At 59.4% G+C, this 20,659-nt stretch carries 15 protein-coding genes; 11 read left to right on the top strand and 4 right to left on the bottom strand.

Annotated features, from left to right (window positions below):
* Window position 1 precedes the first annotated feature (1 nt).
* The 10 genes from tssK (at window position 2) to K0F88_RS06835 (ending at window position 14,422) form a co-directional block, all read left to right on the top strand.
* A complete protein-coding gene (gene tssK / locus K0F88_RS06880; protein WP_094469962.1) occupies window positions 2-1,333 on the top strand; it encodes a type VI secretion system baseplate subunit TssK in 1,332 nt (443 codons plus the stop codon).
* 5 nt (window positions 1,334-1,338) lie between these two features.
* Entirely contained in the window at window positions 1,339-2,214 is an 876-nt protein-coding gene (gene icmH / locus K0F88_RS06875; RefSeq protein WP_010465262.1) for a type IVB secretion system protein IcmH/DotU, read from the top strand.
* 13 nt (window positions 2,215-2,227) lie between these two features.
* Window positions 2,228-5,767: a type VI secretion system membrane subunit TssM gene (gene tssM / locus K0F88_RS06870; protein ID WP_094469963.1), complete on the top strand. Its 3,540-nt coding sequence runs from the start codon at window positions 2,228-2,230 to the stop codon at window positions 5,765-5,767.
* On the top strand, window positions 5,767-6,495 hold the full coding sequence (locus tag K0F88_RS06865) for a PP2C family serine/threonine-protein phosphatase (protein ID WP_094469964.1): 729 nt from the start codon (window positions 5,767-5,769) through the stop codon (window positions 6,493-6,495). The genes tssM and K0F88_RS06865 overlap by 1 nt, the downstream gene beginning before the upstream one ends.
* Window positions 6,492-7,493, top strand: coding sequence for a serine/threonine-protein kinase (locus K0F88_RS06860; RefSeq protein ID WP_219094654.1), 1,002 nt, complete (start codon window positions 6,492-6,494; stop codon window positions 7,491-7,493). Before K0F88_RS06865 ends, K0F88_RS06860 begins: the two co-directional genes overlap by 4 nt.
* A gap of 28 nt (window positions 7,494-7,521) precedes the next feature.
* Window positions 7,522-9,588 carry a type VI secretion system tip protein TssI/VgrG gene (gene tssI, locus K0F88_RS06855; RefSeq protein ID WP_219094653.1) on the top strand — a complete coding sequence of 689 codons (2,067 nt, stop codon included), beginning with the start codon at window positions 7,522-7,524 and terminating at the stop codon, window positions 9,586-9,588.
* A gap of 11 nt (window positions 9,589-9,599) precedes the next feature.
* The gene (locus K0F88_RS06850) at window positions 9,600-10,406 is read left to right on the top strand and encodes a DUF4123 domain-containing protein (RefSeq protein WP_219094652.1); all 807 of its coding nucleotides are present in this window, start codon (window positions 9,600-9,602) and stop codon (window positions 10,404-10,406) included.
* A 77-nt stretch (window positions 10,407-10,483) separates the two neighbouring features.
* Window positions 10,484-10,957, top strand: a complete 474-nt coding sequence (locus tag K0F88_RS06845) for a DUF3304 domain-containing protein (protein ID WP_374039711.1) — start codon at window positions 10,484-10,486, stop codon at window positions 10,955-10,957.
* A 226-nt stretch (window positions 10,958-11,183) separates the two neighbouring features.
* Window positions 11,184-11,813 carry a DUF3304 domain-containing protein gene (locus K0F88_RS06840; RefSeq protein ID WP_219094650.1) on the top strand — a complete coding sequence of 210 codons (630 nt, stop codon included), beginning with the start codon at window positions 11,184-11,186 and terminating at the stop codon, window positions 11,811-11,813.
* A complete protein-coding gene (locus tag K0F88_RS06835) occupies window positions 11,798-14,422 on the top strand; it encodes a DUF2235 domain-containing protein (protein ID WP_219094649.1) in 2,625 nt (874 codons plus the stop codon). The genes K0F88_RS06840 and K0F88_RS06835 overlap by 16 nt, the downstream gene beginning before the upstream one ends.
* A gap of 50 nt (window positions 14,423-14,472) precedes the next feature.
* Here the strand turns inward: K0F88_RS06835 and K0F88_RS06830 are convergent, their stop codons facing one another.
* Complete coding sequence (locus K0F88_RS06830) at window positions 14,473-14,856, bottom strand: DUF6124 family protein (protein WP_094469966.1); 384 nt, start codon at window positions 14,854-14,856, stop codon at window positions 14,473-14,475.
* Between the two features lie 482 nt (window positions 14,857-15,338).
* Between K0F88_RS06830 and K0F88_RS06825 the strand changes: the two genes are divergently transcribed.
* Complete coding sequence (locus K0F88_RS06825) at window positions 15,339-15,728, top strand: hypothetical protein (RefSeq protein WP_008030620.1); 390 nt, start codon at window positions 15,339-15,341, stop codon at window positions 15,726-15,728.
* Between the two features lie 159 nt (window positions 15,729-15,887).
* Here K0F88_RS06825 and K0F88_RS06820 read toward each other — a convergent pair whose 3' ends face one another.
* From K0F88_RS06820 to K0F88_RS06810, 3 genes are all read right to left on the bottom strand, one after another.
* Window positions 15,888-17,288, bottom strand: coding sequence for an aminoacyl-tRNA deacylase and HDOD domain-containing protein (locus K0F88_RS06820; RefSeq protein WP_219094648.1), 1,401 nt, complete (start codon window positions 17,286-17,288; stop codon window positions 15,888-15,890).
* Between the two features lie 78 nt (window positions 17,289-17,366).
* Window positions 17,367-19,442, bottom strand: coding sequence for an ATP-dependent DNA helicase RecG (gene recG / locus K0F88_RS06815; protein ID WP_219094647.1), 2,076 nt, complete (start codon window positions 19,440-19,442; stop codon window positions 17,367-17,369).
* 9 nt (window positions 19,443-19,451) lie between these two features.
* Entirely contained in the window at window positions 19,452-20,381 is a 930-nt protein-coding gene (locus tag K0F88_RS06810) for a hydrogen peroxide-inducible genes activator (RefSeq protein WP_219094646.1), read from the bottom strand.
* Window positions 20,382-20,659 lie beyond the last annotated feature (278 nt).

Here is a 20,659-nt window from a genome sequence, read left to right as displayed (position 1 = left end):
CATGAATTCCCATAAAGTCATTTGGCAGGAAGGCATGCTGCTGCGTCCGCAGCACTTCCAGCATAACGACCGCTATTACGATCACCAGATGAAGACCCGCACCCAGTTACTGGGCAGTTACACCTGGGGCTTCCTCAATCTGGAAATCGATTTGCAGTTCCTCAACATGGGCAAACTGGTGATCAGCCAGGCCTCGGGGATTCTGCCGGACGGCAGCCTGTTCGAGCTCGGCGGCAACACCGAGCCGTTGGCGCTCGACGTGCCGCCGAACACCGGCAACACGCCGATCTACCTGGCGCTGCCGCTGGTCACGGGCAATCACATCGAGTCCCGCCGCCCGGAGCAATCCGACGTGCTGGCGCGCTACACCGCGTATGAAGCGGAAGTGGCCGACTCCAACGCCGGTGACGATTCCGCGAGCCAGGTCAGCTGCGGCCGCCCGGATTTCAAACTGTTGCTCGGCGAGCAGCAAAGCGACCAGGCCTACGTGAAGCTGAAGATCTGCGAAGTGCTCGATACCACGCCCGACGGCGTGATCAGCCTCGACCCGGATTTCGTGCCGACCTACATTCAGGCGCATGCCTCCAGCTACTTGCTGTCGTGCCTGAAAGAAGTGATCAGCATGCTCGGTCACCGTGGCGACACCATCGCCGAGCGCATCCGTTCCAACGGCAAGGTCGGTGGTGCGGAAGTCGGCGACTTCATGATGCTGCAACTGATCAACCGGACTGAACTGCTGCTGCGCCACTACCTCGGCCTGGAGCAGGTTCACCCGGAAGAGTTGTACCGCACGCTGCTGACCATGCTTGGCGACCTGGCGACCTTCTCCAGCGACAGCAAACGCCCGCGTCTGGACAGCCGTTACCAGCACAGCGACCAGGGCGCGAGCTTCCGCAAACTGATGGAAGCGATTCGTCAGGTGCTGTCGATGGTGCTCGAACAGCACGCCATCGAACTGGTGCTGCAAGCGCGTCAGTACGGGATCATCGTCTCGCCGTTGCACGACCACAAACTGCTGGGCTCGGCTTCGTTCGTGCTCGCCGCCAGTGCCAACTGCGACTCCGAAGAACTGCGCCATCGTTTGCCGGCGCACCTCAAGGTGGGCCCGGTGGAGCGCATCCGCCAACTGGTCAACCTGCATCTGCCGGGCATCAAGGTCAAACCGTTGCCGGTGGCCCCGCGGCAGATCGCGTTCCACTCCAACAAAACCTATTTCATTCTCGAACTCAGTTCCGAAGACCTGGCACAACTCGAGCGCTCCGGCGGCTTCGCGTTCCACGTGTCCGGCGAATTCGCCGAGCTTGAACTGAAATTCTGGGCCATCAGGAACTGACCGACATGATCAAGGACATGGAACATAACCAGGACGATAAAACCGTCCTGCTCGACCGCCAGGGCCACGGCCCTGCTTCGAGTCCGCTGACCGATTTCGCTGCACCGCCGCGTTTTGAACAGCTCGAAGAACGGATGATTTACGCGGCGCGTTTGCGCCCGGCGGAATCCTTCAACATCAGCCTCAATTCGCTGGTGGCCGCCGCGTCCGATCTGTTGTCGGAAGTGGTGCGCCTCAAGCACAGCGACACCCGCGAAGACATGTACGCGCTCAACGAGCGACTGACCGCCGGGTTGAAACTGTTTGAAGTGCGCGCCCTGCACAACGGCGCCGAAAGCAGCCAGGTGATGGCCGCGCGTTACGTGCTCTGCACCGTGGTCGACGAAGCCGTCGTCACCACGCCGTGGGGCAACGAAAGCGAGTGGTCGCAGATGAGCCTGCTCAGCAGCTTCCACAACGAAACCTTCGGCGGCGAGAAGTTCTTCCAGCTGCTGGATCGCCTGTCGAAAAACCCAGTCAAGCACCTGCCTATGCTGGAGCTGATGTACCTGTGCCTGTCGCTGGGCTTCGAAGGCAAGTACCGCGTGCAAGCCCGCGGCATGCTCGAGCTCGAAGGCATCCGCGACGCCTTGTATCGCCAGATCCGTCAGTTGCGCGGCGACGTGCCACGTGAGCTTTCGCCGCACTGGGAAGGCTTGAACGATCAGCGCCGCAGCCTGGTGCGCATCGTGCCGGCGTGGATGGTGGTGCTGTTCACCGTGGTCTGCCTGGTGGTGATGTATTCGGGTTTCGCCTGGGTGTTGGGCGAGCAACGCGAAACCGTTCTGCAACCTTTTCAGCAGCTAGATCCGGCCGCGGTCCAGCCGCAGTCGCAGCCGTAAACAGGGACGTGTGATGAAAAAGTTTTTCAAGAAAGTCGGCGCATTCTTGCGCAAGACCTGGGTCTGGACCTTGCTGGTGGTGCTGTTCCTCGCGCTGCTGGTGTGGTTCGTCGGGCCGCTGCTGGCCGTTGATGACTACAAGTTCTGGGAAGGATCGACCTCCCGTTTGTTGACCATCAGCGTGCTGTTCCTGATCTGGGGCCTGACCATGGTCTTCGTCAGCTGGCGCGCCGGTGTGCGCAAAAAAGCGGTCGAGGACACCGAAGACGGTCAGGATCGTATCCGCCGTGAAGAGCTGATCGACGAAGAACAGAAAGAGCTTCGCGTGCGCTTCAAGGATGCGTTGAAAACCCTGAAGACTTCGAGCCTGTATCGCGGTCGCAGCGAGCGCTGGCGCAGTGATTTGCCGTGGTACTTGCTGATCGGTCCGCAGGGCAGCGGCAAGACCAGCCTGCTGGACTTCTCGGGCCTTGAGTTTCCGATCAACAAGATCGACCGCAAACTGACCCGCGATACCCTCGGCACCCGTCATTGCGACTGGTATTTCGCCGACCACGGTGTGCTGATCGACACCGCCGGGCGTTACCTGACCCAGCCGGATGCCGAAGTCGATGGCAGCGCCTGGAGCACCTTGCTCGACCTGCTGCGCAAGCGTCGCCGCAACCGTCCGTTGAACGGCGTGCTGGTGACCATCCCGGTTGAATTACTGCTGGGCAACACCGAGCAGGACCTCGATACCCTGGCTCGCCAGGTGCGTGCGCGTCTGCAAGACGTGCATCAGAAACTGCACGTCGATGTGCCGGTTTATCTGGTGCTGAGCAAGGCCGACAAGCTGCTCGGTTTCGACGAGTTCTTCGATCAACTGACCCGCGAAGAAAGCGATCAGGTGCTCGGCACCAGCTTCCGCAAAGAGCAGAGCGGCACCGATGTCGCCGTCCTGCGCGCCGAGTTCGAAGAGCTGCTGCGTCGCCTGAACAGCCAGGTCATCATGCGCATGCACCAGGAGCGCGACACCCAGCGCCGAGGCCGCATCCTCGACTTCCCGCATCAGCTGGGGCAGATCGGCGAGCGCCTGTGCCTGTTCGTCGACATGGCGTTCACCGGCAACCGCTACCAGCGTGTCAGCCAATTGCGCGGTTTCTACCTGACCAGCGCGCCGCACCTGACTCAAGAGATGGACCAGACCACCGCCGGCATCGGCGCCAGTCTGGGCATGAGCGCCGGCATGTTGCCGACCTTGCGCAGTGGCCGTTCGCGGTTCATCCACCATTTGCTCAGCCGGGTGATCTTCCCCGAGGCCGATCTGGCCGGTCTGGACAAGCGCGAACGCAGCCGCATCCATTGGGGCCAACGTGCCCTGTACGTGGGCGCATTGGCGGCACTGGCGCTGTTCGGCATGCTGTGGGCGGGCGGGTTCTCCGCCAACTACGAGCGTCTGGAAAACCTGCGCAACCTGGCCACCAACTGGACTCAACAGCGCTCGGCCCTGACCGCGCGTGATGATTCCATGGCCGTGCTCAAGACCCTCGACACCAGCTATGCGGCGACCCAGGTCTTCCCGAAAAAAGGTGACGTGTCGTACCACGAGCGTGGCGGTCTGTACCAAGGTGAAGAGGTCAACCCGGTGGTCAAGGACGCCTACGAGCGTGAGCTCGAAGCGCAATTGCTGCCGAAGGTTGCGACGCTGCTGGAAGGGCAGATCCGCGCCAACATGAAGGACCGCGAACGCTTGCTCAACAGCCTGCGCGCGTACCTGATGCTGAACATGAAGGATCGTCGCGATGCGGCATGGCTCAAGGATTGGGTCGCCACTGACTGGTCCCAGCGTTACGCCGGCAACACCGCGGTGCAGAACGGTCTGAACACGCACTTCGAGCGTTTGCTCAAGCAGCCGTTTATCTACCCGCTGAACGATCAACTGGTGGCGCAGGCGCGTCAGGTATTGCGCAGCGAGTCGCTGGCCAACGTGGTTTACCGGATGCTGCGCGAGCAGGCCCGCAACCTGCCGGAATACCGTTTGAGCCAACACATGGGCCCGCAGGCTTCACTGTTTGTCGGCACCGACTACGTGATCCCGGGGTTCTACACCCAGCAGGGTTATCAGCAGTACTTCTCGGTTCAGGGTTCTGCGCTGGTCACCGACATCCTGCGTGACAACTGGGTACTGGGCGAAGGCTCGGGCATCAGCGGCATGGACTTGCGTCGTCTGATGGTCGAATTGGAGCAACTGTACTTCCGCGACTACGCCAACTTCTGGAGTGAGGCGGTCGGCCAGGTTGCCCTGCCACCGATCAACGATGCGGGCGAGGGCGCCGAGCAACTGGCGGGCCTGACGTCGGCCAATTCTCCGGTGCTGCAACTGCTGGTGGAAGTGCGCGAGAACACCCGGTTCCCGGCAGAAGCCGAACCGGCTGAGCAAGCGGCTGATGCCGCTGGAGCACTGGCCGATCAGAAAGGCAAACTGGGCAAGCTGGGCAAACTGGCGTCTGCCGCAGCAGACCAGGCCGCAGACATGACCGCGATGAAAAACCTGCCGGACACCGCGAAGAAATCCCTGCAACGTCGCTTCGAACCACTGCACCGTCTGCTGGATGACAACAACGGCCCGGCCGCCGATTTGACCCCGGCACTGACGGCGCTCAACGACCTGCAAATGCAACTGGCGAGTCTGGCGCGTGCCAGTTCCCCGGATCAGGCCGCGTTCGAAATGGCCAAGACCCGCATGAGCGGCCAGCGTGATGCGCTGAGCGCCCTGCGCAATGCCTCGAACCGTCTGCCACGTCCGGTCAGCGTGTGGTTCAACGTGTTGGCTGAAGACACCTGGCGTCTGGTGCTGAACGATTCCTACCAGTACCTGAACCAGCGTTATCAGAGCGAGCTGTACAGCTTCTACGGCAAGGCGATCAACAAGCGTTACCCGTTCAGCGCCCACAGCACCAGCGACGTTGCGATCAGCGATTTCCGCGAGTTCTTCAAGGCGCAGGGCATCAACGATCGCTTCTTCGAGACCTACATGCGTCCGTTCGTCAGTGGCGATCCAGGCAACTACCGCCTGCGCACCATCGACGGTCACAGCATGCCGATCTCCAAGGTCTACCTCGACCAGATGGCCGCGGCCCAAGTGATCCGCCAGAGCTTCTTCTCGGTCAACCCGGCCGAGCCGCAAGTGCAGTTCAAACTGGAGCCGTACACCCTCGACCCGGCCGTCAGCCGTTCCGAGTTCAAGTTTGGCGACAAGACCATCGAATACCGCCACGGCCCGATCGTGCCGGTGTCGTTCAAATGGCCGACCGACGCTGAAGACGGACGCACCAGCCTGGTCCTCGACAAAATGGCCGGACGCCCGATCGGTATTGAGAAGAACACTGGCCCATGGTCGCTGTTCCGTCTGTTCGACCTGATGCAGACCGAATACCTGAGCGGTCGCGACGTGCTGGTGCTGAAAGCTGACGTGGGTGGCCTGCGCGCCAATTACCTGCTCAGCAGCCAGCGCACGCCGAACCCGTTCGACATGGGCGTGCTGCGCACCTTCCGTATGCCGGTGCAGCTCTGATGCTGGTTGCCAGTCCCTGGCGCAGCGCTGCGCGTACCGATCCGGGCAAGGTTCGGGCGCGCAACGAAGATGCTTTCCTCGACTGTCCACAGCAGGGGCTGTGGGTGGTCGCGGACGGCATGGGCGGTCATCAGGGTGGCGACATCGCCAGCCAGTTGATCGTCGCCAGCCTGGCGGAATTGCCGGTGCAGGACGACTTCGACGAACGACTCAAAGGCATTCGCCAGTGCCTGCACTGGTTGAATCGCCGCCTGGGTCAGGAGTTGACCGTCACCGCCGGGCGCCATGACAGCATCATGGGCAGCACCGTGGTGGCGCTGCTGGTGGAAGGCAATCGCGCGGCCTGCATCTGGGCCGGCGACAGCCGCTGCTACCTGTGGCGTGGCCAGCGCTTGTATCAGCTGTCCAAGGACCATTCGCTGCAACAGCAACTGATCGACGAGCAAAACATGAGCGTCGAAGACGCCCGTGCGCATCCGTCGGCCCATGCCCTGACCCGTGCGGTCGGGGCCGCCGATGTGTTGACGCTGGACGTGCTCGAGCTCGAGGTTTACCCCGGCGATTCGTTTCTGTTGTGCAGCGACGGTTTGTACCAAGGGCTCAGCAGCGATGCCCTGGGCAATGCCCTGAGCCTGACCGCGCCGCACGTTGCTCTGGAGCGTCTGTTCGACGGCGCTTTGCGTGGCTCGGCCCGGGACAACCTGACTGCCGTGGTGATCCGACAATGACCCAACTCATGCCGCCGCTCGACGACCTGCTGGTGACCGACGAGGAAGCCAATAACCTGACTTACTTTGCGTTCGCAAAGCCGCACAAGGCGGAGCCCGCGCTGGCGCCTACCAAGGCCAGCATCGGCGAAATGCCCGACGTGCTCGCAGGCCGTTACCGCATCGAGCGTCTGCTCGGTGCCGGCGGCATGGGCGCGGTTTACCGCGCACGGGACTTGCTGAGCGAACAGTTCGGCGATCCCGACCCTTACATCGCGCTGAAAATCCTCAGCGAAGAATTTGCCGAATCGCCGGACGCCAGCGCCTTGCTCTACAGCGAGTTCGCCCTGACCCGACGCCTGCGCCACGACAACGTGCTGCGCTTCCACACCTTTGAAGTGGACACCGATTGCCAGCGCGCCTTCATCACCATGGAACTCATGCGTGGGCTAACCCTGGATAAATTACTCTGCGAGCGCCCCCTGGGCCTGCCGTGGAAAGAACTGCGCGACATCGCGCTGCCGCTGCTCGACGCGCTGGCCTACGCCCACGCTCGCGGCGTGCTGCACGGTGACATGAAGCCGAGCAACGTGATGCTCAGCGAAGAAGGCGTGCGCCTGTTCGACTTCGGCCTCGGCCAGGCAGAGGAGGGCATCTTGCCCGGCCTGCCACACCTGAGTCGCGACCGTTTCAACGCCTGGACCCCGGGCTACGCCGCCCCGGAGCTGCTCGAAGGCCAACCGCTGTCGGCCAGTGCCGATGTGTACGGCGTGGCCTGCGTGCTCTACGAACTGGCGGGCGGCAAACACCCGTTCCGCCGCTTGTCGTCAGTCGAGGCCCGCGACGGCCAACTCGACCGCGAGCTGCACGCACCGCGCAATCTACCGAAACACTGCTGGCCAGCCCTGCGAACGGCGCTGGCTTTCGATGCGGCCAAGCGCACCATCACCGCCGCCCAATTGCGTGACGCCCTGGGCGCCACTTCGTCTTTGCTGCAACGCCTGCGACTGCGGGCGTAACGGATGACTACCGAACAGGGAGCAAGCAATGTTCAACCTCGCTAACGAAACACATTTCACTCTGACGGTTGAAGACTACGTCGGCGACCTGCAAGTGCTGTCGTTCACCGGCACCGAAGGCATCAGCCAGCCGTATCGCTTCGACCTCGAACTGGTCAGCGAAAACCCCGACCTGGACCTGGAAAAACTCCTGCACAAACAGGCGTTCCTGGCGTTCGATCCGCAGGGCTCCGGCATCCATGGCCAGATCTACCGTGTCGCCCAAGGCGATGCCGGCAAGCGCCTGACCCGCTACAAAGTCTCCCTGGTGCCGCAACTGCAATACCTGCATCACCGCACCAACCAGCGCATCTACCAGCAGATGTCCGCGCCGAAAATCATCGCGCTGATCCTCGACGAGCACGGCATCAAGGGCAACGCCTACAGCTTCCAGCTCAGCCAGCCCTACCCGGACCGCGACTACTGCGTGCAGTACGACGAAACCGACCTGCACTTCGTCCAGCGCCTGTGCGAAGAAGAAGGCATTCACTACCACTTCCAGCACAGCGCCAAAGGTCATCTGCTGGTCTTCGGCGACGACCAGACCGTGTTCCCGAAACTCGGGCAGCCAACGGCTTATGTGCAAGGCAGCGGCATGGTCGCCGACGAGCCCGTCATCAAAGGCTTCAAACTGCGCCTGGAAACCCGCACCGGCCGCGTCACGCGCCGCGACTACGACTTCGAAAAACCACGCCTGCAACTTGAAGCCGCGTACAAACCCGACGGCGAAAGCACCGAGCCCGACCTCGAAGACTACGACTACCCAGGCCGCTTCCTCGACCGCGCGCGCGGCAAATTCCTCAGCCAACGCGCCCTCGAACGCCACCGCGCCGACTATCAGCAAGCCGAAGGCAAAAGCGATCAGACCACCCTGGTCAGCGGCCACTTCCTGGAAATGTCCGACCACCCACGCACCGAGTGGAACGACCTCTGGCTGCTCACCGAAATCGTCCACGAAGGCAAACAACCGCAAGTCCTCGAAGAGTCGGTGACCAGCGACACCACCGACAACAAAGACGACTTCCACCAGGGCTACCGCAACCGCTTCCTCGCCACCCCATGGAACGTCTTCTACCGCCCTGCGCTGCAACACCCGAAACCGCGCGTGCTCGGCAGCCAAACCGCCATGGTCACCGGCCCCAAAGGCGAAGAAATCCACTGCGACCAATACGGTCGCATCAAAGTGCAATTCCACTGGGACCGCGAAGGGTTGGCGGATGACAAAACCAGCTGCTGGATGCGCGTCTCTTCGAGTTGGGCCGGGGATCGGTATGGCGCGATTGTCATTCCGCGCATCGGCATGGAAGTACTCGTCACCTTCCTCGAAGGCGACCCCGACCAACCGCTGGTGACCGGTTGCCTGTACCACAAGGAAAATCAGGTTCCCTACGAACTGCCGGCCAATAAAACCCGCACCGTGTTCAAAACCCTCAGCTCACCGGGGGGCGGTGGGTTCAATGAGCTGCGGATTGAGGACAAGAAGGGAGCCGAGCAGATCTTTATTCATGCCCAGCGGGATTGGGATGAAAACATTGAGCATGATCAGAAGATTCGTGTGGGCAATGAGCGGCATGACACGGTGGTCAAGAACACCTACACCGAACTCAAGGCTGAAGAGCATCGCACGACGATTGCTGATCGTAAGGTTGAAACGCGGCTGGATGATCACCTGACGATTGGGCAGAACCAGCATGTGAAGCTCGGGACTGCGCAGCTGACGAGTGTCGGGAAAGAGATTCATCTGAAGGCTGGGGCGAAGATTGTTATTGAGGCTAGTTCGGAGCTGACCATCAAGGGTAGTGGCAGCTTCATCAAACTGGATGCCAGTGGTGTGACTGTGGTTGGGCCGGTGGTGAAGATCAATGCCGGCGGTTCGGCGGGCAGTGGCACGGGGATTGGCATCAAGCCACCGCGTCTGCCGGGCGCTGCGGATTCAGACATCGCTGGTGCGGTACCGCCACAGGCGCTCGGCAATGCGCCAATGCCGCCACCGCCAGTCTGCAAGGAATGTCTGGCCCGGGCCAAACGTAACGCTCAAGCTCTGGCCGCGAGATAAAGGACGACTTTATGTACACAAGCAACGTGCACTGGCTCGACGAGTTATGGGTCAACGCCCAGCAACTGCAACACCAGCACCTCGACCTGCTGATCGACGCCACCAGCCTCGACTACCCGCTGCTGCAAGAACTGGCGGAGCAACCCGACGTGGCCAAACTGGCCAAGCTGTTCGAAAACACCCCGGAAGTCGCCATCGCCGATTTCGGCCCGCTGCTGCTGCGCGTAGACAACACCCAACGTCCCTGGCTGAAAACCTTCATCAGCGCCGTCGACTGCAACAAACACGTCGTCGCCCTGTTCAGCCCTTGGTCATTCGAAGCGCTGGCCGATCATCTGCGAGGCTTCCTCCAGGCGCAATGGAATCAAGGCCGCTCCGAAGGCGTTTTGCGTTACTACGACCCGCGCATGCTGCTGCCAGTCGCCGAAACCCTGACCCCCGCGCAAAGCAACGCCTTCCACGCCGCTGTGATTTCCTGGCACTGGCTCGACCGCGACCAACACCCACAAAGCCTGCCCGGCAACTACGTGCGCCACGCACCGACACCGGCCAGCGGCCCCGTCATGTTCGACCACCCGCAAGTGGCCAACCTGCTTGCCTGGACAGAGGCTGATGCTTACCGGGTTGATCGCTGTGCTGTGCCTCAGAACTATGGTTTGAGCCGCAACGAGAGTCTTATTCGTCATTTGTACAGAAGCCAATTGGCGGCGAATCAGAAGGGGTTGAAAGAGCCGGAGGAGCGGGAGCCGTTTATTGAGCAGTGGTTGGTGGAGAACTCGCCGTTTGTGATTGATGAGCCGGTGAGGGCGTTGATTTGATGAGCATCTTGACGGGATTTGCCGGGGAGGCGATCTCTTCCTGGCTGGCCCGTGGGTGGGTGTTAGGGATCGTAGTGATGTTAAGTGGTTGCAGCAGTGCTCCATCGAAGGTGCTGGCGGCACCGGTGACGGGTTACAACCACACATCCTCCAACATTAATAATTTTAGTGTCGACGGCGCCAGTGGCGCAAATATAGGGCCTCATCAAGGTGGCGGTACCGAAGTCTGCTGTGGCATGGTTCCTCGCTATTGGACGTCAGGATTGAAGGCTATTGTCGAATGGGAGGAAGACCCTGACCTTCGCGGAAGTATCAAGCGAGATCATGGGCAGCTCGATACCAAGGACTATGCGCGACATGCAGCTAATTATTCGCGTCATAAGGTAGTGGTGGATATTCCGCAGTACAACGTACCTGGAAGTTTAAAAGTTCACTTTCTTCCATGCGATGAAGTGCGCGTTTCAGTCACTGGAATAACACCCGGATATCCGGGGTATCCCTACAACTATCCTATGAATATGCCGGAGCCAAAAGAATGTCCGAGCCGATAAAAAAAGATAATAAACCACGTCCTAGCTCTGTATCGGTTGCGCCGGCATTTCCTTTGCGTCGGCTTTTGCCTACTGTTCCACGTCCTGTGAGACTTGAGCGAAGTTATGCCTAGGGTAGAAAAGAGAAATTTTGTCATGCAATCAATAAATATACTTGCAGGAAGCATTGCACCCGGCTCTCCGGGTGTTTCATTAACTATTCGATGAGCATGGAGGAGGCGAAGGTATGTTTAAACTCATAAGTACGGGTTTCGAGGTGCGACTTGTCGCGACATTGAAGTCCGCCGGATTTTTCCAAGAAAGGCAAGTGGCGAAAGTGTCTAAAAGCCAAGATTCGTACGGCCTACGTAAATTTTTGCTGCTGGTCGGATTATTTACCTTAAGTGCCTGCCAAGCAGAGTCGAGGATGTTATCCGCGCCAGTGACTGGTTATAACCATACTTCCACAAATATCAACAGCTTTAGTGTCAATGGTGCCGGCGGAGGTAACGTAGGTCCGCATCAGGGCGGTGGCAGTGAAGTATGCTGTGGCGTGGTCCCCCGCAACTGGACTCCGGGATTGAGAGCCATTGTCGAGTGGGAAACGGATCCTGATCCATATGCCTATAAAAAGTGGCCGGAGAAGCCTTACTCTGATGCTTGGCGAAAGCGTATGGCAGAACAAAAACAGCAAAACTCGCGTCATAAAATAGTTGTTGAAATACCTCAGTATGATGTTCCGGGAAGTTTAAAAGTACACTTTCTTCCCTGTGATCAGGTGCGTGTTTCGGCCGCTGGTGTTTCTCCTGGTTACCCTGGTTATCCTTATAACTTTCCAATGAATATGCCGGAGCCAAAAGTATGTCCGAGCCACTAATTTCTCAGGCAAAGCCACGCCCAAGCTCTGCATCAGTTGCTCCGGTCTTCCCGTTAACTAGACTGCTTCCTACCGAGCCAAATCAACTCTCAAAAAACATTAGTCAACAAAAACGAGATGAGGTCGCCTTTGGTAATAAGCAACGTAAGAAAAATGTGGCTAATGGCCAAGCACACAGTGGTATCGAATGTTGCAAAACCTTGCATATAACGTTGGCTTTTGATGGAACTAACAACAACGACAGTGCGGACAGTGCCTCTGTCCCGTCTTCATGTAGCAACATTGCGAGAATCTATCATGCAAGTTTGGGGGGCGTCCCAGACAGCCAGTCAATGGGATTCTATCGCTACTATAGCCCAGGTGTCGGGACCGTCTTCCCGGATGTGCGCGAATTCACACCTGATGGAATGGGGCTAATCGGCGCTAGTGGTGGTGAAAATCGAATCAATTGGGGACTAACTCGATTGATAGACGTACTGAAAAAAGAACTGACACCTGAAACTCCATTACTCTTGCCAGCTACCCAGACTCTTATCGACGGTATGGCAACCTGTTGGTTTGGCAGTGCGATCACTGCTGGCTTGTTAGAAAATGGCGAAAAGAAGCGTGAAGCCGCTCTGCGCCCATACATGGATGATTTGGAAAAACTTCTGAATCAGCGTCGTGATGCTGAAGAGAAACCTCATATTCTGGCTATGCGCTTGTATGTCTATGGATTTTCTCGAGGTGCTGCTCAAGCGAGAACATTTGCTAACTGGTTGCAGGCGCTCACGAAATGCGAAGGGGCTAATGGAAAAGTTGAGTATCGCTTTGCCGGTTTGCCAATCTCCATCGAGTTTTTGGGCGTTTATGACACCGTTGCGGCTGTCGGCCTAGCGGACAGCGCTCCATTCTCTGCAGGACATATGGACTGGGCAAATGGCACCATGCGCCTGCCTGATGAAGCTTTAGGCTGCCTAGATACATCGCTAACAGATGACTGCCATTATTTGAAACGTTGCGTTCATTTGGTGTCCGCTCATGAACAGCGTGCCAGTTTTCCGTTAGATTCGATCCGTCGGCTGCCGAAAACATCGGATGGTCAACGTGATAAAACTAAGCCGTCCTGTTATCGCGAGGGTACAGTTGAATTTTTATATCCCGGTGTGCACTCGGATGTCGGGGGCGGGTACTCGCCAGGTGATCAAGGAAAAGCTTCCTCCGGAACAAGCCACCTTCTATCTCAGATTGCCCTACATCACCTCTACGCAGAAGCATTTATGGCAGGTGCTCCCCTGCAAGTACCGGGGTTAATCGTTCAGGATGGGATTCATGAAGAATGGCGAGCAATGCCTGGCGCCACTTTTGAAGAGTTCGATGTGTCCGATGAACTCATCAAGCGCTTCAACGCTTGGCAAGCTGACGCAGCCGGCCATACAGGCCCGCTTGAAGAGATGATTAAGAAGCAACAAGCGCTGATTACTGCTTGGCGAATTGATCGTTATGCAGGTGGCCTAGCGCAGCGGGACTTCTTTAAAAACAACGTCTCTGCAGATATGCCGCAGGCCAAAATCGATGCATGGAAGGCGCTAGAAAAGCGTCATGTCGCTCAAACGACGGCAGCCGCGGAAGGTAAGCCGGAACCCACGTACAGCGAAGCCGAGGAAAAAGAATATCAACTGAATATTCAAATTGTCGGCAAAGAAAAGTATGAAAAGGCTCGCTGGGAAAAAGCCTTCGAACCTCCTCTTGATCGGCGCCAACTTCTCGGAGCCGCCGCAGAGTTCCGCCATGACTATCTTCAGGAGTGGGGCATGGTGGATGACGGGCTCACGGTCGGTGGTGTGGTTGACATGTTGTTGGGTGGGACTGTTTACCTGATCAATGAGGAGGACGAAGCCGAAGAGTATTCGTATTTGTATAAAGAAGGTACTGCACGCTACAAAGCTATGTTTATCGGGCCAAACAAACCGATATCGGGGCAGGAAAGTATTGTTGCGCTGTTTGATGATCAGGTTCATGACTCTCGTGCATGGTTTATGAATACCTCTGCTATTGGTCCGCGCGAGCCATTTACTGACTACTTCCGTATTCGCTTGGTGCACTTCGACAACGAGTCCAACAAGCAGCTGTCCCTGCTAGCAACTGCCGGTCGAGTTATCGGAGTTGGCATCGCCTTGGCCAGCGTTGGATTGAGTATTAAGAAAAAAGACCCACGTATGCTATTGGGGCTGTTCCTACCATCGTTAGCTCGTCCTGTACTCAGCGGAAAAGTTGGGCTTCCAGAAATCAGTGCCTTCGATCCGATCACCGGTATAGCACTACCGATGCTCAACAACCTCGATTCTCTGAGGACATTCACCAAAGAACCAGGCGACTTGGTGGCCAAAGCCGCTGCCTTGCCACCGCTGAAGCCATTGACTGCAGCCACCGCTAACACCCCGGCTCTGCAGAAAATTCTGGTAGCCCATCAGGCGCTTGAAGCAGTGGAAGCTGCTCGCAAGAAGGATGCTGGTGCTTTGGCCAGTATGGTGGCGAAAGCGGCTAACGATGAGGACAAGCCCGGTGGCTGGCTCGACTTGGTGGCCGATCAGGCCAGCAACTTGAAGTCTTCTGAAAAGAACGTGTAACTGCAAAACGATAAAAGGGCGGCTCTGAAAGAGCCGCCCTTTTTCGTGCGCTACACCTTGGTCCGATGCTCCGCCGGATTCGGCGAATCAATGTGGTCCAGCGCTCGCTCCACCAACAACCGAACCCCATCCGCCAATCTGCTAAGCGCCAAGGCTAGGGAACGTCGTGCACCGTCCACGTCGTCGGCCAGGTTGGCGGCGATGGCGCTGATGGACAGCAGGTCTTCCGAGGCGTTGGCCAGGAGGGCTTCGGTGTCGATGTCGGGGGAGACGGCGAAGAGGTTGCCTTTGCGAGGCTTGGGTTTATCGCCGGGTGGTGGGGCGAAATGGTGGTTGAGGGCGCGTTCGGCGGCTTCGTGGAGTTTCTTCGAATCGAGGGATTCGTAGGGGGATGTGGCTTCGTTTTGTGGTGGATTGGGTGTTGGCTTGATCATAAGTGTTATCCCGTAATTATGGAGCCGACACCGTTTCGCTTGCACTTCGAAAGAGGTGGCAGCTGTGCATAGGTGTGCAAGACCGGCGGGATACCCGGCAGACCCGAAGGTCTCCCATACACAACTGCCATAACGGTTCGCGAGCATAGGAAAATGCTCGATGAATTGCCATAACCATTGTGTATCCCGCCGGACTTGCACGTCCGTGTCACCGATTTTGCGGCGACGAACAAAGCCTATCGATGAAGCCAAACCCTGCCTAGTTCACGAACAGCACCACGTGTTGAAGGAAATATCCGATGGCGTCGAGCGTAGAAACATCAAAATCTTCACGCTTTTAAACACCCTCGTTTCGTCAATGACTTGGTAGTCATCAGCGTCAAAAACCACCGTATCTTCTTCTATCGCTGCACAACAGTGGCGTTCTCGCTTGAAGCCGCTACACTGCGCCGGCCGTTCACTTTTCTCTTGAGGCTGTGCGCATGAAATTTCGTTTTCTACTGTGGATGCTGGGTTTGTTGATGGGTAAGGCCAGTCGGACTAATCCTGCGTTTCAGCAGCAGTTGGGTGACAAGGAATTGGTGTTCCAGCTACAGACCCTGGACGGGAAAGTGGCGCGGCATTTCTTTGTGAAGGATCAGCGCATTACCAGCAAATCGGGCGTGTATGCCGAGCCGGCGTTTGCGATTGCGTTTAAAGATGCGGCGTATGGCTTTGCCACGATGCAGGCGAAGAACAAGCAGTTGGCGTTTATGACGGGGATTCAGGACAAGTCGATTCAGATCAAGGGGAATCCGGCGTTGGTGATCTGGTTTCAGGGGTTGACCAAGTATTTGAAGCCGCGCAAGGCTAAGGCTAAAGCCAAGGTATGAAGTCTTTTAGGTAGACCGGGTTGGATTCATCACGAGCAGGCTCGCTCCCACAAGGGGTTGTGGTGATTCAGGTGGATCGGCGGGGGATTCTTCGCGGGCAAGCCCGCTCCCTCAGGGATTGCGTAGATCCTGTGGGAGCGTGGCTTGCCCGCGATGCTTTTAGGCCTGGCTGAATTGCGACGCGAGTTCGCGCAGCAGGACTTCGGCTTCAAGCACTTTGGTGACCACGTCGTTGGCTTTGTCGCGGCTCAGGCCGACGCGCTCCAGCAGGGCTTCGGGGATGTCTTCATCCGGGCCGGAACCGATGCCGCGTCCACGCAGCAAACGCACGGCCAGGCAGACGAGGTTCGGGTATTCCGCGTAGTCGCCGTCGTAGTGCGGGTCGTGCTGGAAGCGCAGCGCGGTGGCCAGTTCGTCGGGCATGTCCCAATAGCGCATCAGCCACGAACCAATTTGTTCGCGGCTGATGCCGAGCAGGTGTTGCTCGACGTAGCTGTGGCACAGGTGCTGGTTGACTTCCAGGTGACGGCAGATCAGCGAGAAGTGCGGCGGGAAGACGTGGGCCAGCAGCAGGTAGCCGAAGTTGTGCAGCAGGCCGGCGAGGTAGGTCAGGCCGGCTTCCGGGCGCTGGGCGCGCGGCATGGCGCGGGTCAGGCCTTCGATGACGGCGGCGGTGTAGATCGATTGCTGCCAGTACGGCGTGGCGTGTTGCGGGTGGTCTTTGGGCAGGCTCAGGGTTTTGCCCAAGGCCAGGCCCAGTGCGAGGTTGATCACCAGGTCGAAACCCAGGACCCGCACAATCGCGTCTTCTACTGAACGAATCTTGCCCGGCGAGGCATAGTACGGCGACGCGGCCCAGCTCACGACTTGCGCGGCCAGCGCCGGGTCGGTTTCGACGACGCCGGTGATGTCGTCGATGGTGGCGTTGGGGTCGACGCGCAGTTTGATGATTTTCTGCGCGGTCTCGGCCAGCGGCGGAATCTCGATGGTCTCTTCCAGGCGTTGCTGGATGCGCCGCGCGGTGAACGCCCGGACGGCCTGGGTGATTTCCTTGCGGTCATCGTCGGGGCGGTCAAGGTTCGGGCGGATGCTGGTCAGGTTCTCGCCGAAGTTGGCGGCGCTGGCCTTTGTCAGCATGCTCTTGAAATCTTCGCTGGTGATTTCCAGCAGCAGGCCCGGCTCGCCCGAGTTGATCAGCAACTTCGGTTCGCGCAGCAGGCTTTCTTCGTACAGGCACGGCGAACTGGTCAGCGCCGGCAGGCCGGGCAACAGGCTCAAGCTGTGCTTACCAAGCATTTTCACCAGGCGTTCGGTGGGCACGGCGGTGAGGCGGCGGCCGGTCAGTTCGGCGAGGCGATTGAGGTCGAGCAACTGGCTTTGCGGGAACAGCACCATCAAGGCGCCGACCGCGTCGTCCACCAGCACCGCCTGCACTTTGCGCGAGGCGTTGAGGCCGTGGTGATCGAGCATTTCTTCGTAGGCAATGCCCAATTTGCCCAGCAGCAGCCGAATAACAGACGGAGCGTGCAGGGGTTCCGGGGCGAGGGCAGCTTCAGTCATGGTCTGTATCCGTATTCAAACAATTGCAGGAGTATAACCAGCTTGTTTAAAAGCATCGTCCACAAACTGCGACGGTGCTCACACTTGGCCGTATTGCTGCCCATGGCGCAGCCAGCGGTCTAGCAGTGGGCTGACATGATCCGGCCAGCGCTCCAGCAACGCCTGGGCGGCGTCGCGCACGGCGGGTAAAAGATCGGCGTCGCGCATCAGGTCGGCGACCTTGAATTGCAGCAGGCCGGTCTGGCGCGTGCCGAGCATTTCACCGGGTCCGCGCAGCTCGAGGTCTTTTTCGGCGATGACAAAACCGTCGTTGGTTTCACGCATGATGCCCAGGCGCTGACGGCCAATCTGTGACAGCGGCGGATGGTAGAGCAGCACGCAATGACTGGCGGCGCTGCCTCGACCGACACGGCCGCGCAATTGGTGCAACTGCGCGAGACCGAGGCGCTCGGGGTTTTCGATGATCATCAGGCTGGCGTTCGGCACGTCGACGCCGACTTCGATCACGGTGGTCGCAACCAGCAGTTGCAGGTTACCGGCCTTGAATTCGGCCATGACGGCGGCCTTTTCGGCGGGCTTCATGCGGCCGTGGATCAGGCCAACCTTCAACTCGCCGAGCGCGGCGGTGAGGTCTTCGTAAGTGGTTTCGGCGGCCTGGCAGGTCAGCTCTTCCGATTCTTCGATCAGCGTGCACACCCAATAGGCCTGGCGCCCTTCGGCGCAGGCGCCGCGCACCCGCTCGATGACTTCCACGCGCCGGGTGTCGGTGACCAGCACCGTGTTGACCGGGGTTCGGCCGGGCGGCAATTCGTCGAGGATCGAAGTGTCGAGGTCGGCGTAGGCGCTCATGGCCAGCGTCCGCGGAATCGGTGTGGCGGTCATGATCAGCTGATGCGGACACATCCGCCCGCCGACGCCTTTCTGCCGCAACGCCAGACGCTGCTGCACGCCGAAGCGGTGTTGTTCGTCGATGATCGCCAGCGCGAGGTTCTTGAACTGCACTTCGTCCTGGAACAGCGCGTGCGTGCCGACCACCATCGGTGCGCCGTTGGCGATTTGTTCCAGCGCGGCCACCCGATTCTTGCCCTTGAGCTTGCCAGCCAGCCACGCGACTTCGATGCCCAGCGGTTCGAGCCAGCGCTTGAAGGTGATGAAGTGCTGTTCGGCGAGGATTTCGGTGGGCGCCATCAGGGCAACCTGATAACCGGCCTCCAGCGCTTGCAGTGCGGCGAGGGCGGCGACCACGGTTTTGCCTGCGCCGACGTCGCCCTGAATCAGTCGCAGCATCGGTTCGTGCTGACTGAGGTCGTAGGCGATTTCGTTGCCGACCCGTTGCTGTGCGCCGGTTGGCGTAAAGCCCAGATTGGCCAGGTATTGGGCCGGCAGTCGGGTGGCTTTCGGCATCGCTGGCGCGCGCAGGGAACGCATGCTTTCGCGCAGGCGCTGCTGAGACAGTTGATGGGTCAGCAGTTCTTCAAAGGCCAAACGGTGCTGCGCCCAGTGATGGCCGAGGGCAAGTTCGTCGACGTCGGCATCAGCGGGTGGGTGATGCAGGTAGCGGATCGCGTCGGCGAGCGGCGCGAGTTGATAGTCGCGCGCCAGTTCGGTTGGCAGCCAGTCGGGCAGGCTGGTCGGGCCGAGCATGGTCAGGGTTTGCATGCACAACTGGCGCAAGCGCTGTTGGGTCAGGCCTTCGGTGAGCGGGTAGACCGGGGTCAGGGTTTCATCCACCGGAGGCGGCTCGTCGCCGGTGATGGCGCGGTATTCCGGGTGGTAGATTTCCAGCCCCGAGGCGCCGGGCCGGGCTTCGCCGTAGCAGCGAATCCGTGTGCCGCGTTTGAGGCCTTCTTTCTGGGCGTTGCTGAAATGGTAAAAGCGCAGGCTGAGCCCGCCGGTGCCGTCCTGCAGACGCACGACGAGGCTGCGGCGACGCCCCATGACCACGTCGGCGCCGCTGACGGTGCCTTCGATCACGGCGTCTTGCCCAGGTCGCAAATGGCCGATCGGGACCACGCGAGTGCGGTCCTGATAACGCAGCGGCAGGTGGAACAGCACGTCCTGGAGATTCTCCAGGCCGACCTTGGCCAGTTTCTCGGCCATGGCCTCGCCGACACCCTTGAGTGCCGTGACCGACACTTGCGACAACTCGGTCATGACAGCAACTTACGCTGCAACCACCGGCACCGGCGGCTTGGCCACCGAGCACAGGCGAATGGAGTCGGCGAGGATTTCAATCGCCTTCGGCCGCGGGAAGCTTGCGCGCCAGGCGATGGCCACGGTACGGAACGGTATCGGCGGCGTCAGTGGGCGCACTTCGATGATGCCGGGGGCGTAGTGATGGCTGTCCACTGCCGAGAGCGGCAGGATCGAGATGCCGAGGCCGGACGCGACCATGTGGCGAATGGTTTCCAGGGAGCTGGATTCCACCGTGGTGTGCTTGGCGCCGTCGTTGCCTTTGGCCAGGGTCGGGCAGGCTTCCAGCACTTGATCGCGGAAGCAGTGGCCTTCGCCGAGCAGCAGCAGGCTCTTGTCGTTGAGCAGGCTGGCGTCGATGGATTCTTTTTGCGTCCACGGATGCTGGGCCGGCATCAGGACGTAGAACGGCTCGTCGTAGAGTTGCAGGGTCAGGACGTCGGCTTCGTTGAACGGCAGGGCGATGATGATCGCGTCGAGTTCGCCGTTGCGCAGTTTGTCGCGCAGCACGTGGGTGAAGTTTTCTTCGATGTACAACGGCATCTGCGGGGCGACCCGGTGCAGTTGCGGAATCAGGTGCGGGAACAGGTACGGGCCGACGGTGTAGATCGCGCCGACTTTCAGCGGAGCGGTCAGCTGGTTTTTGCCAGCCTGGGCCAGTTCACGAATGCCTTGGGCCTGCTCCAGCACTTTCTGCGCCTGGGCAACGATGCCTTCGCCGACCGGGGTCAGGCGCACGGCACTCTTGCTGCGCTCGAAAATCAGCACACCGAGTTCGTCTTCAAGCTTTTTCACGCCCACCGACAGGGTCGGCTGGCTGACATGGCAACGCTCGGCCGCGTGGCCGAAATGCTGCTCTTGGGCGAGGGTAACGATGTAGCGTAATTCTGTGAGAGTCATAGCAAGCGTCCATGAAGTTGCGCGCCAAGCATACCGGCTGCAATCGATAGACGCACGTTATCAGACTGAGTGTGCTGAGTGACACTGGGTAATGCCGGTTTGCCGCTGGCGGATATGCAAAAGGCACCTTTCGGTGCCTTTATGGCTGGAGTCTTCCGGCTGGTGGATAACCTTGTGGGAGCGGGCTTGCTCGCGAATAGGGTGTGTCAGTCAAAGTTGATGGCGACTGTCACACCGCTTTCGCGAGCAAGCTCGCTCCCACATTGGGTTTGCGTTGT

Origin of the sequence: Pseudomonas sp. UMAB-40, from assembly GCF_900095275.1 — a bacterium.
GTDB lineage: Bacteria > Pseudomonadota > Gammaproteobacteria > Pseudomonadales > Pseudomonadaceae > Aquipseudomonas > Aquipseudomonas mandelii_B.
Note: the sequence above shows the minus strand (reverse complement) of the source record. Positions and strands in the feature narration are given on the sequence as shown.

Excerpts from the sequence above, each read along its gene's own strand:
- tssK (WP_094469962.1), top strand. The coding sequence starts at position 2 with ATGAATTCCCATAAAGTCATTTGGCAGGAAGGCATGCTGCTGCGTCCG.
- icmH (WP_010465262.1), top strand. The coding sequence starts at position 1,339 with ATGATCAAGGACATGGAACATAACCAGGACGATAAAACCGTCCTGCTC.
- tssM (WP_094469963.1), top strand. The coding sequence starts at position 2,228 with ATGAAAAAGTTTTTCAAGAAAGTCGGCGCATTCTTGCGCAAGACCTGG.
- K0F88_RS06865 (WP_094469964.1), top strand. The coding sequence starts at position 5,767 with ATGCTGGTTGCCAGTCCCTGGCGCAGCGCTGCGCGTACCGATCCGGGC.
- K0F88_RS06860 (WP_219094654.1), top strand. The coding sequence starts at position 6,492 with ATGACCCAACTCATGCCGCCGCTCGACGACCTGCTGGTGACCGACGAG.
- tssI (WP_219094653.1), top strand. The coding sequence starts at position 7,522 with ATGTTCAACCTCGCTAACGAAACACATTTCACTCTGACGGTTGAAGAC.
- K0F88_RS06850 (WP_219094652.1), top strand. The coding sequence starts at position 9,600 with ATGTACACAAGCAACGTGCACTGGCTCGACGAGTTATGGGTCAACGCC.
- K0F88_RS06845 (WP_374039711.1), top strand. The coding sequence starts at position 10,484 with ATGTTAAGTGGTTGCAGCAGTGCTCCATCGAAGGTGCTGGCGGCACCG.
- K0F88_RS06840 (WP_219094650.1), top strand. The coding sequence starts at position 11,184 with ATGTTTAAACTCATAAGTACGGGTTTCGAGGTGCGACTTGTCGCGACA.
- K0F88_RS06835 (WP_219094649.1), top strand. The coding sequence starts at position 11,798 with ATGTCCGAGCCACTAATTTCTCAGGCAAAGCCACGCCCAAGCTCTGCA.
- K0F88_RS06830 (WP_094469966.1), bottom strand. The coding sequence starts at position 14,856 with ATGATCAAGCCAACACCCAATCCACCACAAAACGAAGCCACATCCCCC.
- K0F88_RS06825 (WP_008030620.1), top strand. The coding sequence starts at position 15,339 with ATGAAATTTCGTTTTCTACTGTGGATGCTGGGTTTGTTGATGGGTAAG.
- K0F88_RS06820 (WP_219094648.1), bottom strand. The coding sequence starts at position 17,288 with ATGACTGAAGCTGCCCTCGCCCCGGAACCCCTGCACGCTCCGTCTGTT.
- recG (WP_219094647.1), bottom strand. The coding sequence starts at position 19,442 with ATGACCGAGTTGTCGCAAGTGTCGGTCACGGCACTCAAGGGTGTCGGC.
- K0F88_RS06810 (WP_219094646.1), bottom strand. The coding sequence starts at position 20,381 with ATGACTCTCACAGAATTACGCTACATCGTTACCCTCGCCCAAGAGCAG.